Raw genomic sequence first — 13,933 nt, 5'->3', positions numbered from 1 at the left:
GGTGATTGGAGGCGGATTGAGCGACCAGCGCTGGCGCCGCGGTCGAAGCTGCCAATCTCCCCCCTCGTGGGGGAGATGCCCGGCAGGGCAGAGGGGGGCGTGAAGGATCGCCAGCCTCATTCAGTCTACAAGTACCAAAAACAAGGTTGAAGGCGCAGTCGCGATCGACTGAAAAGTCGGCGGGACAGCGCCCCCCTCTGTCCTGCCGGACATCTCCCCCACGAGGGGGAGATCGAACTCCATTCACCTCGCCCCCGCATCATGCTAACCACCCCTCATGGCACAGAAGAAAGCATACGAGGTCGATGGGTGGTTGGCGCGGCCGGACCAGCGCATCTCCATCGTCCTGCTTTACGGCCCCGATCGCGGCCTCGTCTCCGAGCGGGCGAAGGCCTTTGCCGGCAAGACCGGCCTGCCGCTCGACGATCCCTTCTCGGTGGTCAGGCTGGAAGGGTCGGAGGTCGACCGCGATGAGGGCCGGCTGCTCGACGAGGCTCGCACCGTGCCGATGTTTTCCGACCGGCGCCTGCTTTGGGTGCGCAATGCCAGCGGCCAGAAGGCGCTGGCAGACGATGTCAAGGCGCTGACAGCGGAGCCCGCGCGAGACGCGATCATTCTCATCGAGGCCGGCGACCTCAAGAAGGGAGTCGGCCTGCGCGCCATCGTCGAGGCGGCGGACACTGCCATGGCGCTGCCGTGCTACGCCGATGAAGCCCGCGACATCGACGCCGTTATCGACCACGAACTGAGCAAGGCCGGCATGTCGATGACCATGGAAGCGAGGCAGGCGCTGCGCCGCAATCTCGGCGGCGACCGGCTGGCCTCGCGCGGCGAAATCGAGAAGCTCGTGCTCTACGCCCATGGCCAGACCGAGATCGGGCTGGAGGAGGTCAAGGCGATGTCGGGCGACGTGTCCGGCGCCTCTTTCGATGACGCGGTCGACGCGCTTCTCGAAGGCAAGATCGGCGACTTCGACACCGCCTTCAGCCGGCATTGCCAGTCCGGCGGCCAGCCCTTTCTGGTGCTGTCCTCGGCGATGCGGCAATTGCAGCAGATCCAGGTCATGCGCGGCCAGATGGTTTCAGGCAATCGCAACGCCGCCTCGGTCGTCGCCGCCGCACGGCCACCGGTGTTTTTCTCGCGCCGCAAGCTGGTCGAGAAAGCGCTGGAGCGCTGGAGCACCGAGGCGCTCAGCCGCGCGCTGACGCGGCTGCAGACGGCGGTGCTGCAGACACGGCGAAGGCCGGATCTTGCTGTCGCGCTGGCAAGACAGGCACTGCTGGGGATTGCGGTGGAGAGCAGCAGGCTGGCGCAGAGGTAGGAGAATGGCCAATCTCCCCCCTCGTGGGGGGAGATGGCTGGCAAGCCAGAGGGGGGCGCTGTCCCGCCGACGTCCCAATTGGTTAAAATGCGCCACCTGATAATTTTGTCAGCTATCCAGAGGGCGACCAAGGCTGGCGTTCCTTCGCGCCCCCCCTCTGCCCTACCGGGCATCTCCCCCACGAGGGGGAGATTGGCAGCTTCGCCGCCTTCACCAAATACAGGCGCCGCAAAGAGAAGGGCCGGCAACCGCCAGCCCTTTATGCCTCTCAAACCACTGCCGGCCAACTCAACCGGACCTTAGCCAGAAGATAATTCGCCGGCTAACTACCGTTCCTGTTTCAGCCTGCGGCACAGCTCATCAAGCTGCTCCAGCGAGCGATAGGACACCCGCAAAGTGCCGCCCTTGCCCTTGTGATCCACCGAAACAATCATGCCGATCGTATCCGTCAACAGCTTTTCCAGCGCCAGCGTGTCGGCGTCCTTTTGCTCCGGGCTTGCCGCAGACTTGGCTTCCTTCGCGCTGCCGTTGCCGGCCGGCATCTGCGCCAGCGCTTCGGCTTGGCGCACCGAAAGTCCCTCTTCGACGATGCGCTTGGCAAGGCCGGCCGGATCCTCCGCCGTCACCAGCGTGCGGGCGTGGCCCGCCGACAGTGCACCGTCGACCAGCATGTCGCGGATCACATCCGGCAGCTTCAGCAGGCGCAGCGTGTTGGCGACATGGCTGCGGCTCTTGCCGATGACATTGCCGAGATCGGCCTGGGTGTAGCCGTGCTCATCGATCAGCTGCTGGTAGCCAAGCGCTTCCTCGACCGCATTGAGGTCGGTGCGCTGGACGTTCTCGATGATCGCCAGTTCGAGCGCGGTGCGGTCGTTGACCTCGCGGATGATGACCGGGATCTCGGTCAGCCCGGCGCGCTGCGCCGCACGCCAGCGACGCTCGCCGGCGATGATCTCGTAGCGGCCGGCCTGTATCGGCGACGGCCGTGCCACCACCGGCTGGACGACGCCGTGTTCGCGGATCGACTGGGCGAGATCCGTCAGCTCGGCATCACCGAAATGGCGGCGCGGATTCTTCGGGTTGGGGGTCAGGAACTCGATCGGCACCTTGCCGTCAGCGCTCATCCCAGGCTTTTCAGGCGCTACTGGGCGATCAATCTCGCCGATCAGCGCCGCCAGCCCACGCCCCAGTCTCTTTCTCGAAAGGTCTTCGCTCATCTTTATTCCAGTTGGCTATTCCAAATCGTTTCGGTATCGAATCGGCTCTTAACTATGCATCCGGCCTAATCAAGCGGCGCGCAACTTGCGCTCGCGGCGGATCACTTCCGACGCCAGTTGCAGATAGGCCTGGCTGCCCGAGCATTTGAGGTCGTAGAGGATCGCCGGCTTGCCGTAGGACGGCGCCTCGGACACCCGCACATTGCGCGGAATGATGGTCTCGTAGACCTTGTCGCCCATATGCGCGCGCACATCCTGCACCACCTGGTTGGCCAGATTGTTGCGGCCGTCATACATGGTCAGCACGATGCCCTGGATGGTGAGGTCCGGATTGATCGAACGGCGCACCTGCTCGACGGTTTCCAGCAATTGGCTGAGACCTTCGAGGGCGAAGAACTCGCATTGCAGCGGCACAAGAACGGAATCGGCCGCGGCCATTGAATTCAAGGTCAAAAGGTTGAGCGACGGCGGGCAATCGATCAGCACATAGCCGAAGGGCGCCCCGCGCTCGGTCGCGGCGCGAAGCGCGTTGCGCAGCTTGAGCACACGGTCGGGTGCGGAGGCGATCTCCATTTCGATGCCGAGCAGGTCGAGCGTCGACGGCACGATCGACAGGCCAGGCACGGCCGTGGGAATGGCCGCGGCTTCCAGCTCCAGCTCGCCGGTCAGAACGTCATAGGACGAGACCGTCCGGTCCTTGCGGTCGATGCCGAGACCGGTGCTGGCATTGCCTTGCGGATCGAGATCGACGATCAGCACCTTTTCGCCGATCGCGGCCAGCGCGGTCGCCAGATTGATGGCGGTGGTGGTCTTGCCGACGCCGCCCTTCTGGTTGGCTACAGTGATGATTCGGGGGCCATTCTTCATCATGGGTCTATGCCAGAAGTTCATTTTGGGTCGCCAAATAGCCTGACAAATCGCGGATCAGACAGGTCGCAGGTTGGACAGTTCAAGGATGACCCCTTGCGGGTCGGTCACACTGGGATGTTCTACCAGATCGAAGGACCATCGGTGAACGCTTTCTTGCACTTCGGCGCGATAATCCCGGCCTTTGTGGAACAGGCCGCGCGCGCCTGAAATCAGCCAGGGCGCCGACAGGTCCAGCAAGGTCGAAAGCGAGGCCAGAGCCCGCGCCGTGACGATTTGCGGTGTCGAAACAAGCGCATGGCTATCATCGATGCGGCGCGCCACGACCCGCGCCGGCAGGCTGAACTGCCCGACGACGGTCTGCAGGAAGGACGCTTTTTTGCGATTGCTTTCAACCAGATCGATGCTGGCGCCGTCGCGCTCGGCCAGCAGGAAAGCCATGACAAGGCCGGGAAATCCGCCGCCCGAGCCGAGATCCACCCAGCGTGTCGCGGCAGACTCTATGCGCGCGAGCTGCGCGCTGTCCAGGATGTGGCGCTGCCAGACATCGCCCGACGTCGATTGCGCCACGAGATTGATGCTGCGATTCCATTTCTGGAACATCTGCTCGAATGCCACCAGCCGATTGAATGTTTCACGTGAAACCGGGCCTGCCGCGTCCTGCAGGCTCTCTAGGGACATAGAACTCACGCAACATCCTTTTGTAGGCGCTGGGCGCTCTCCGCATGGCGGACATGCGCGACAATGATCGCCAGCGCCGCCGGCGTCATGCCTTCCATGCGCTGGGCATCGGCGATGGAGCGCGGCCGCCGCGCCTGCATCTTCTGCTTCAATTCGTTGGACAGCCCAGGCACGCCGGCGAAATCGACCGTCTCGGGGATCAAGCGGCTCTCTTCATGCCGGATCTGCGCTACATCCGTCTTCTGACGGTCGAGATAGACCGAATATTTCGCTTCCGTTTCGAGACGCTCCGCCGTCTTGTCGTCTATATCCGCGAAGCGCGAATCGACACGAGCCAGCCAGGCCACATCGACGTCGGGATAGGACAGCAATTCATAACCGGACCGGCGCACGCCATCCCGGTTGATCTCCAGCCCATGACGCGCCGCCTCGTTGGGCGTCAGGGTGAGCGACTTCGCCACGTCCCGCGCCTCGTCAAGTTGCCGCACCATGTCGCCGTAGCGCTGCATCCGTTGCGCCGAAGCGATACCGAGCTTGGCAGCGACAGGCGTCAGTCGCTCATCCGCATTGTCGGCGCGCAGCGACAGCCGAAATTCGGCCCGCGAGGTGAACATCCGGTAGGGTTCGCTGATGCCGCGGCTGGTCAAATCGTCGACCATCACGCCGATATAGGCTTCAGTGCGGCTCAGCACGATCTGCTCGCTGCCCGCAGCCCGCCGCGCCGCATTCAGGCCGGCAAGCAGGCCTTGCCCGGCCGCCTCTTCATAGCCGGTCGTGCCGTTGATCTGCCCGGCCAGGAAGAGCCCACTGATCCGCTTCGTCTCCAGCGTCTGATGCAGCTCGCGCGGATCGACATGATCATATTCAATGGCATAGCCAGGCTGCAGCATGACGGCCCGCTCCAGCCCAGGGATGGTTTTCAGGATGTCGAGCTGCACATCCTCCGGCAGCGAGGTCGAAATGCCATTGGGATAGACGGTGTCGTCGTCGAGCCCCTCGGGCTCGAGAAAAATCTGATGCCCGTCCCTGTCGCCGAACTTGACGATCTTGTCCTCGATCGACGGGCAATAGCGCGGCCCGACCCCTTCGATCGAACCGGAATACATGGCCGAGCGGCCAAGATTGGCGCGGATCAGTTCATGCGTGGCCGTGGTCGTGCGCGTGATGCCGCACTCGATCTGCGGCGTCTCGATGCGGTCGGTCATCAGCGAGAACGGCACCGGATCCTCATCCGCGGCCTGACTTTCCAGCGACGCCCAGTCGATGGTCCGGCCATCGAGCCGTGGCGGCGTTCCGGTCTTCAACCGTCCCAGCTTGAAGCCCGCGCGGTCCATCGTCGCCGACAGGCCTAGGCTGGCCTGCTCGTTCATGCGACCGGCGACAATCTTCTTCTCGCCAATATGAATGAGCCCGCGCAGGAAAGTCCCGGTCGTCAGAACGACCGCGCCACAAGCCAGGCGCCTGCCATCAGCCAGGAGAACAGCCGCGATCTGTCCATCGACGATTTCGAAGTCCAGAACCTCGCCTTCGACCACGTCAAGATCGTTCTGCTGCCGAATCGCTTCTTGCATGGCAAGGCGATAGAGCTTTCTGTCGGCCTGCGTGCGCGGCCCGCGCACCGCCGGGCCCTTGCGGCGGTTGAGCAGACGGAATTGAATGCCGGCCGCATCCGCCACGCGCCCCATCAGGCCGTCCATGGCATCGATCTCGCGCACCAAATGGCCTTTGCCGAGCCCGCCGATCGCCGGATTGCACGACATCACCCCGATCGTGTCGAAACGCAGCGTCACCAGCGCCGTCCTGGCACCGGCGCGCGCGGCAGCGCTGGCCGCCTCGCAACCCGCGTGGCCGCCGCCCACCACAACCACATCATAGTGATTGGTCATTTCCAAACGTCCCAGACTCAAAAGATTGAGGGACACATGTCCCCGCAAGGCAGTGCTGTCAAGAAAACTCCGCGAGTCGTTTCACGTGAAACAACCTTGCACCTGCCATCGCGCGTGTTTCACGTGAGTCATCGGGGGCACCGACCGAGGCAATCACCTCTGGTCTGCGCCGCCCCTCACCTGCCTGCCGGCATCCTCTCCCCGTATAGTGACGGGGAGAGGGGCGATGTTATCGTCGCTTTCGCCAATCTCCATCGTCGCAAGGAAGGCGCCGGCGATGTGGCCAGCTTCTTTCTCCCCGTCCCTATACGGGGAGAAATGCCCGGCAGGGCAATGAGGGGCGGCGCCGACATTCGTGACTATGTTTCACGTGAGTCATAGGCAACGTTGGCGACGCTCCCGATCTCAATACGCCGCACTGTTTCACGTGAGTCATTTCCCGATGCAGAACTGCGAAAAGATCACGTCCAGCATGTCCTCGACGTCGATGGCGCCGACGATACGGCCGAGGCGATCGGCTGCCAGCCGCAACTCCTCGGCGCGCAATTCCTGCCCGCCAGTCTGGCCATCCGTTGCCCGAAGCAGATGACGGTTGGCCTCGCCGAGCAACTCGACGTGCCTAAGGCGCGACGGCAGGACATCGCCGACGCTGCCGGCCGCTTCCGCCGCGCGCCGGCCGATTTCCACCAGCAGTTCCTCCACGCCGGTCCCGTCCTTCACCGAGATGACAAGATCATAGTCCCCCGTCGCATCGCTTGCTGCACGGCTCTCGAGCAGATCGAGCTTGGTGCCGACGCGCAAGGTCGGCGCTTCGGTCGGCAGCGAGCCGATATCCCCGGGGTTCGCGACGTCCAGCAGCAGCAGCAAGAGATCGGCGCCATGCGCCTTGGCCCTCGCCTTCTCGATGCCGATCGCCTCGACCTTGCCCGGCGCATCGCGCAGCCCGGCCGTATCGATCAGCCTGACCCGCAACCCCTGAAGATCAAGTATCACTTCAAGCAGGTCCCTCGTCGTGCCAGGTTCATCCGTTACAATAGCGGCATCCCGCCGCGCCAGGGCGTTGAACAGACTCGACTTACCGGCATTGGGCGCGCCAAGGATGACGACCTCGAAGCCGTCTCGGATGATCTCGGCGGCGCGAAATCCGGCGATGTGCCGGTCGATCTCGCCGATCATTGCCCTGACATCAGACCAGACCGTATCCGAAACGGAACCGGGGACATCGTCTTCATCAGCAAAATCGATTTCGGCCTCGATCATCGCGCGTGCATGGATCAATCGGCGACGCCAGCCGAGATAAAGCTCACTCTGGACGCCTTCGGCATTCTGGATCGCAAAACGCCGCTGCGCTTCGGTCTCAGCATTGACCAGGTCAGCCAGTGCCTCCGTCTCCACAAGGTCGATTTTACCGTTAAGGAAGGCGCGGCGGGTGAATTCGCCCGGTTCAGCATGCCTGACGCCGTCAAAACCACCGATGGTCTCCAGCATTCGAGCCGCCACGGCGCGTCCGCCATGAACATGGAACTCGGCGACATCCTCGCCGGTAAAGCTCGCGGGGCCGGGAAAGAAGAGAACCAGGCCGTTGTCGAGCACGGTTCCGTCGGGCGCCCGCAGCCTGCGCAAAACCGCCACGCGGTCCTTAACCATACTACCGGCAATCGTTTCGATTACGAATCGAGTCTGCGGGCCGGAAATACGGATGACGGCGACGCCGGCGGGAAGCCGGCCGCTCGACAACGCAACGATGGAACCGCCTGAATTCATTTGCCCGCTCTACCGAACCGCCCTAGCTTTCCGCCAACGCTGTGAACCGAGTTGCCCGTTGTGACATTGCCCGCGCAAAACCTGCTTGCCCAGGAGGCCAGCCCCTATCTGCAGCAGCACAGCGGCAATCCCGTCCATTGGCGGGGCTGGTCGCCGGCTTCGCTTGAGGAGGCAAAGACGCTGGACAGGCCGATCCTGCTTTCGGTCGGCTATGCCGCCTGCCATTGGTGCCATGTCATGGCGCATGAAAGCTTCGAAAACGACGCTGTCGCCGCCGTCATGAACCGTCTGTTCGTCAATATCAAGGTCGACCGCGAGGAACGCCCCGACATCGACCAGATCTATATGGCGGCGCTCTCGGCGATGGGCGAGCAGGGCGGCTGGCCGCTGACCATGTTCCTGACGCCGGACGGCAAGCCGTTCTGGGGCGGCACCTATTTTCCGCGCGAGCCGCGCTATGGCCGCCCCGGTTTCATCCAGGTGATGGAGGCGGTCGACAAGGCATGGCGCGAGAAGCGCGCGAGCCTCAACCAGAGCGCCGACGGCCTGACGACCCATGTCGAGGCGCGCCTCGCTGGTTCGCATGCGAAAGCAGGGCTCGATCGCGACACGCTGACGGAGCTTGCCAAAGGCATAGACGGCATGGTCGACCGCGATCTCGGCGGCCTGCGCGGCGCGCCGAAATTCCCCAATGCGCCGTTCGTGCTAACACTCTGGCTGTCCTGGCTGCGCGACGGCAACGCCAGCCATCGCGACGACGTCCTCATCAGCCTCGAACAGATGATGAGCGGCGGCATCTACGATCATATCGGCGGCGGGCTCAGCCGCTACTCGACCGATGCCGAATGGCTGGTGCCGCATTTCGAAAAAATGCTCTACGACAATGCCCAACTCATCCGCTTCTGCAACTGGGCCTATGCGGCAAGTGGCAATGAACTGTTCCGGGTGCGAATCGAAGAGACGGTCGCCTGGCTGCTGCGCGAAATGCGCGTCGACGGCGGTGCCTTTGCCGCCAGTCTCGACGCCGACAGCGATGGCGAGGAAGGGCTGTTCTACACTTGGACCCGCGATGAGATCGAAGCTGCTCTAGGCGACGATTCATCTTTGTTTTTCAAGCGCTTCACGCTCTCCAGCCCACATGGCTGGGAAGGCAAGCCGGTTGTCCATCAAACAAGATCCCAGCAATCGCAAAGTGTTATCGATCGCGATCACATCGTCCCGCTGAAATCGAAACTTCTGGCGGCCAGAGAGCATCGTGTGAGGCCCGGGCGCGATGGCAAGGCCCTCACCGACTGGAACGGCCAGATGATTGCAGCGCTTGCCGAGGCCGGCCAGTCGCTGGCGCGGCCTGACTGGATCGAAGCCGCTGCAAATGCATTTGCCCATATCCGCTCTGCCAGCCGCGACGGCCGCTTGCCGCATTCGATGCTCGGCGCCAAAAGATTGTTTCCTGCTTTGTCCAGCGACTACGCCGCCATGGCCAACGCAGCGATCTCGCTGTTCGAGGCCACTGGGGATTGGGGCTATGTCGACCAGGCCGGCGAGTTCATCGGGCAGCTCGACCAGTGGCACGCCGACGCCGAGAAGACCGGTTATTATTTGACCGCTTCGGACAGCGCCGACGTGCCGATCCGCATCAGGGGCGATGTCGACGAAGCCATTCCGTCCGCCACCGGCCAGATCATCGAGGCATTGGTCCGGCTCGCCTCCGTCACCGGCGACCCCGAATTGCAGGAAAGGGCCTGGCAAGTCGCCGAACATGCCGCCGGCCGTGCGGCGCACCAGGCCTATGGCCAGGCCGGCATCGTCAACGCCTGCGCACTGGCGATCGAGCCGCTCAAGCTGGTCATCGTCGATGCACAGGAGGATCCAAAGCTCGTTCCGGTTGCGAATCGAAGCCCGGATCCTCGCCGTGTCGATATCATCGTGCCGATCGGTACGGGTGCGAATCGACCCTTGCTGCCTGGTGGAATCCTGCCGCCGAACAACCGGCCCGGTGCCTGGCTCTGCACCGGCCAAGTCTGCCTGCCTGTGGTGACGGATACGAAGGAACTTGATCGGCTTCTGCGCCGTCAATAGGTCAGGATGCGTCGCCTTGCGCCGGCGCGGGAAACGTCTCGGTCGAAGACATGGCCTGCTGGGACTTGAACAGCAGATCCTTCGCCGCGATCACCGCGCCGATCGTGATCAGCACGCAAGCAAGCGCCACCGACCAGTGGAACACGCCAAACCCTGCCAGCAGAAGCACGATCACCGAAAACAGCGGGGCGGCGTAGGACAGGGCGCCGAGGATCATGATGTCACCGTGCTTGCAGCCAAAATCCCAGGCGTAGAAGCCGGCTCCCAGAGGAATCGTGCCCAGAATGACGATGGCGCTCCACTGCGTTGGCGTCTGCGGCCAGACCGTGGTCTCGAGCGTCAGGTGCAGCGCGAAGGCGACCGCCGCCGTGATGAAGCAATAGCCGGCCACGACATCGGTCGGCACCTGGCCGAAGCGTCGTGACAGGACCGAATAGCCGGCCCAGATGAAGGCGCAGAACAGAGCGATGACATGGCCCTTCATCACCCCATTGGCCAGCCCGATAGTGCCGCCCTTGGTGATCACGACGATCGCGCCGGCAAGCCCGAGAACGACGCCTACGACGTGATGAACCTTCAACCGCTCACCGGGCAGGAAAGCGGCGAAGACGACGATCAGCAGCGGCCAGAGATAGGCGATCAGGCTGACCTCGACCGGCGGCGCCGACTGGATCGCGAAGAAGTAAGCGCAATGGTAGATGCACAATCCCGCCGTGCCGATCGCCCAGACCGGCCAAGGCTGCCGCAGCGACCGGATCGCGGCCGGGCGGACAATCCAGCTGCTGGCGCCGACGAGCGCTCCGAGCAGGAAGGTCATGGCCGCCAGCTGAAACGGCGGGATCGCCCCCGCGGCGGTCGAAAGCAACGCCAGGAACGACCAGGTCAGGATGGCCGAAAAGCCGATCAGGGTCGGGATGGTCTTCTTCACGTCGCTGCTTCCGATTCCAAGACGCGAGCTTTGCATGAAGGCGAAATCATCTGCCGCCGCATACAGCCGCTCGATATCGGGAAAGCGACTTGCCGCCGGGTAATGAAAAACCCCATCCCGGTTTCCCGGAATGGGGTTTCAATGCATCGGCCGGAGATTTGGCCAGACCTTACGTGTTCATCGAATCGAAGAAATCCGCATTGGTCTTGGTCTGCTTCAGCTTGTCGATGAGGAACTCGATTGCGTCGGTGGTTCCCATCGGCGCCAGGATGCGGCGCAGCACGAAGATCTTCTGCAGGTCCTGCTTGGCGACCAGCAGGTCTTCCTTGCGGGTGCCGGACTTGAGGATGTCCATGGCCGGATAGATGCGCTTGTCGGCGACCTTGCGGTCGAGCACGATTTCCGAATTGCCGGTGCCCTTGAACTCTTCGAAGATGACTTCGTCCATGCGGCTGCCGGTATCGATCAGCGCGGTGGCGATGATGGTCAGCGAACCGCCTTCCTCGATGTTACGGGCGGCACCGAAGAAGCGCTTCGGCCGTTGCAGCGCGTTGGCGTCGACACCGCCGGTCAGCACCTTGCCGGATGACGGCACCACGGTGTTGTAGGCGCGGCCGAGACGGGTGATCGAATCGAGCAGGATGACGACGTCACGGCCATGTTCGACCAGGCGCTTGGCCTTCTCGATGACCATTTCAGCAACCTGCACGTGGCGCACAGCCGGTTCGTCGAAGGTCGAGGAGACGACCTCGCCCTTCACCGAGCGCTGCATGTCGGTCACTTCTTCCGGCCGCTCGTCGATCAGAAGCACGATCAGATAGCATTCGGGATGGTTGGTGGTGATCGAATGGGCGATGTTCTGCAACAGCACCGTCTTGCCGGTGCGCGGCTGCGCGACGATCAGCGCGCGCTGGCCCTTGCCGAGCGGCGCCACCAGGTCGATGACTCGGGCCGAGATGTCCTTGGAGGTCGGAACCTCCATCTCCATCTTCAGCCGCGACGTCGGATAGAGCGGCGTCAGATTGTCGAAGTGGATCTTGTGGCGGATCTTTTCGGGATCGTCGAAATTGATCGTGTTGACCTTGAGCAGCGCGAAATAGCGCTCGCCCTCTTTCGGGCTGCGGATCGGCCCTTCGACCGTATCGCCGGTCTTCAGCGAAAAGCGCCGGATCTGCGACGGCGAAATATAGATGTCGTCGGGACCTGGCAGATAGTTGGCGTTGGCCGAGCGCAGGAAACCAAAACCGTCCTGCAGCACCTCGACCACGCCGTCGCCGATGATCTCGACGTCCTGGGCGGCCAGTTTCTTCAGGATCGCGAACATCAGCTCCTGCTTGCGCATGACACTGGCGTTTTCGACCTCGAGCGATTCGGCATAAGCGATCAGCTCTGGTGGTTTCTTGTTCTTGAACTCGGCGAGTTTCATTTCTTGCATAGACGGACCTTGAATAGATGGAGTCTGGGTAAGCTTTGGGAAAATATCGGCGGGATGCGACAAATGCCGGGCGCGGCCGAAAGCAATGAGGGGCGGCGCATGACGGGAAGGAAGACCCGTCTTTTATCGTCGGTCGGGTGAAAGAGCAAGCTGCGTTTTGCGGGACCGATAAAGGCCTAGAACGGCTTGACGACAACCAGGATCACGATTGCGATCATCAGCAATGTGGGGATCTCGTTGATCATCCGCCAGTGCCTCGCGGGCTCTTCATTGCGATCCTCGGCGAATTTGCGCACCGCGCCGGCCAGATAGCCGTGAACGGCGGACAAAAGAAGCACCGCACCGATCTTGGCGTGCAGCCAGCCGCCCTGGAAACCAAAGCCTTTCCAGGCGAGCCAAAGCCCGAACACCCAGGTGACGATCATCGCCGGATTGATGATGCCGCGCAGCAGGCGCCGCTCCATCACCTTGAAGGTCTCCGACTGCACAGAGCCCTTCTCGGCATCGGCGTGGTAGACCAGCAGCCGCGGCAGATAGAGCATGCCGGCCATCCATGAGATCACGGCAAGGATATGGATCGCCTTGGCCCAGGAATAGAAGCTGGCGGGCGCGAAGAAAAACAGAAGTGCCGTCAGCACAATCAGGATGCCTATGCCTGACATCATACGCATCATCGCTTGCCCGGTGCTGTTCGTGTTTTCGGCCATCAGCGTGTCGCGCTCCGTACCTGCTTCACCATCGCCTCGACATGGGCGATCGGCGTCTCCGGCGTGATGCCGTGGCCGAGATTGAAAATCAGCGGTCCGTCTCCCAGCGCTTTCAGGATCGCCTCGATGCCATCGGACAGCGCTTTGCCGCCCGCCACGAGGCGCAAGGGATCGAGGTTGCCCTGAACCGCACCGGAGCGCTGCAAATCCTTCGCCGCCTCCAGGGGCACCGTCCAGTCGATCCCCAGACCCGTCACACCGGTCTTCTGGCGATAGGTCTGGTAGCGCGCGCCGGCGCCCTTGGGGAAACCGATGATCGGAACATCGGGATGGACGGCTCTAACCTGACGCACGATCTCCGCCACCGGCTGGACGCAGAACAGGTCGAAGGAAGCGTCATCGAGCACGCCGGACCAGGAATCGAAAATCTGCACCACATCGGCACCCGCCTCGACCTGACGGATGAGATAGGCGGCCGAATGATCGGCAAGCACTTTCAGCAGGTGCTGGAACGCCGCCGGCTCGCGATAGGCAAACAGCCGCGCGGGCGCCTGGTCGGGCGTGCCATGGCCGGCGATCATATAGGTCGCCACAGTCCATGGCGCGCCGCAGAAGCCGATCAGCGTCGTCTCGTCGGGCAGTTTGGCCCGCAACCGGCGAACCGTCTCGTAGACCGGTTCGAGATTCACGTGAAACACCTTGCCTTCCAGAGCCAAGATCTCCGGCACCGTAATCGGCGTCAGCAGTGGCCCTCGTCCCTCTTCGAAGCGGACGTCGCGGCCAAGCGCATGCGGAACGACAAGGATGTCGGAAAACAGGATCGAGGCATCGAAGCCAAAACGCTCGATCGGCTGCAAGGTCACTTCGACGGCAAGGTCGGGATCATAGCAGAGATCGAGGAACGACCCGGCTTGTCTGCGTGTCTCACGATACTCCGGCAGATAGCGCCCAGCCTGACGCATCATCCAGAGCGGAGGCGGAAAATGAGCTTCGCCCTTGAGGACGTCCAGCATGATCCGGCTTTTGGGCATCGAACGCTCGCCTCTCC

At 62.9% G+C, this 13,933-nt stretch carries 11 protein-coding genes; 2 read left to right on the top strand and 9 right to left on the bottom strand.

Translation table 11 applies throughout. The annotated features are described in order from the left end of the window. Positions 1 to 277 precede the first annotated feature (277 nt). Positions 278 to 1,321: a DNA polymerase III subunit delta gene (locus HB777_30220; GenBank protein QND67799.1), complete on the top strand. Its 1,044-nt coding sequence runs from the start codon at positions 278 to 280 to the stop codon at positions 1,319 to 1,321. A gap of 326 nt (positions 1,322 to 1,647) precedes the next feature. On the opposite strand, the gene HB777_30215 is transcribed toward HB777_30220, so the two are convergent. From HB777_30215 to mnmE, 5 genes are all read right to left on the bottom strand, one after another. Then, complete coding sequence (locus tag HB777_30215; GenBank protein ID QND67798.1) at positions 1,648 to 2,538, bottom strand: ParB/RepB/Spo0J family partition protein; 891 nt, start codon at positions 2,536 to 2,538, stop codon at positions 1,648 to 1,650. Positions 2,539 to 2,607: 69 nt separating this feature from the next. Further along, a complete protein-coding gene (locus tag HB777_30210; protein ID QND68953.1) occupies positions 2,608 to 3,405 on the bottom strand; it encodes a ParA family protein in 798 nt (265 codons plus the stop codon). A 57-nt stretch (positions 3,406 to 3,462) separates the two neighbouring features. Continuing rightward, entirely contained in the window at positions 3,463 to 4,095 is a 633-nt protein-coding gene (gene rsmG / locus HB777_30205; GenBank protein QND67797.1) for a 16S rRNA (guanine(527)-N(7))-methyltransferase RsmG, read from the bottom strand. Continuing rightward, positions 4,092 to 5,972: a tRNA uridine-5-carboxymethylaminomethyl(34) synthesis enzyme MnmG gene (gene mnmG / locus HB777_30200; protein ID QND67796.1), complete on the bottom strand. Its 1,881-nt coding sequence runs from the start codon at positions 5,970 to 5,972 to the stop codon at positions 4,092 to 4,094. The genes rsmG and mnmG overlap by 4 nt, the downstream gene beginning before the upstream one ends. 432 nt (positions 5,973 to 6,404) lie before the next feature. Next, positions 6,405 to 7,736: a tRNA uridine-5-carboxymethylaminomethyl(34) synthesis GTPase MnmE gene (gene mnmE, locus HB777_30195; protein ID QND67795.1), complete on the bottom strand. Its 1,332-nt coding sequence runs from the start codon at positions 7,734 to 7,736 to the stop codon at positions 6,405 to 6,407. A gap of 60 nt (positions 7,737 to 7,796) precedes the next feature. Here mnmE and HB777_30190 point away from each other — a divergent pair, with 60 nt between their 5' ends. Beyond that, positions 7,797 to 9,815, top strand: a complete 2,019-nt coding sequence (locus tag HB777_30190) for a thioredoxin domain-containing protein (GenBank protein ID QND67794.1) — start codon at positions 7,797 to 7,799, stop codon at positions 9,813 to 9,815. 1 nt (position 9,816) lies between these two features. Here the strand turns inward: HB777_30190 and HB777_30185 are convergent, their stop codons facing one another. The 4 genes from HB777_30185 to HB777_30170 form a co-directional block, all read right to left on the bottom strand. After that, entirely contained in the window at positions 9,817 to 10,743 is a 927-nt protein-coding gene (locus tag HB777_30185) for an EamA family transporter (protein QND67793.1), read from the bottom strand. A 169-nt stretch (positions 10,744 to 10,912) separates the two neighbouring features. After that, a complete protein-coding gene (gene rho / locus HB777_30180) occupies positions 10,913 to 12,169 on the bottom strand; it encodes a transcription termination factor Rho (protein ID QND68952.1) in 1,257 nt (418 codons plus the stop codon). Positions 12,170 to 12,354: 185 nt separating this feature from the next. Continuing rightward, entirely contained in the window at positions 12,355 to 12,885 is a 531-nt protein-coding gene (gene hemJ / locus HB777_30175; protein QND67792.1) for a protoporphyrinogen oxidase HemJ, read from the bottom strand. Then, positions 12,885 to 13,916: a uroporphyrinogen decarboxylase gene (locus tag HB777_30170; protein QND67791.1), complete on the bottom strand. Its 1,032-nt coding sequence runs from the start codon at positions 13,914 to 13,916 to the stop codon at positions 12,885 to 12,887. Before HB777_30170 ends, hemJ begins: the two co-directional genes overlap by 1 nt. Positions 13,917 to 13,933 lie beyond the last annotated feature (17 nt).

It is taken from the genome of Mesorhizobium loti (genome assembly GCA_014189435.1).
Lineage (GTDB): Bacteria > Pseudomonadota > Alphaproteobacteria > Rhizobiales > Rhizobiaceae > Mesorhizobium > Mesorhizobium loti_G.
This window is presented reverse-complemented; position numbering and strand designations above follow the sequence as displayed.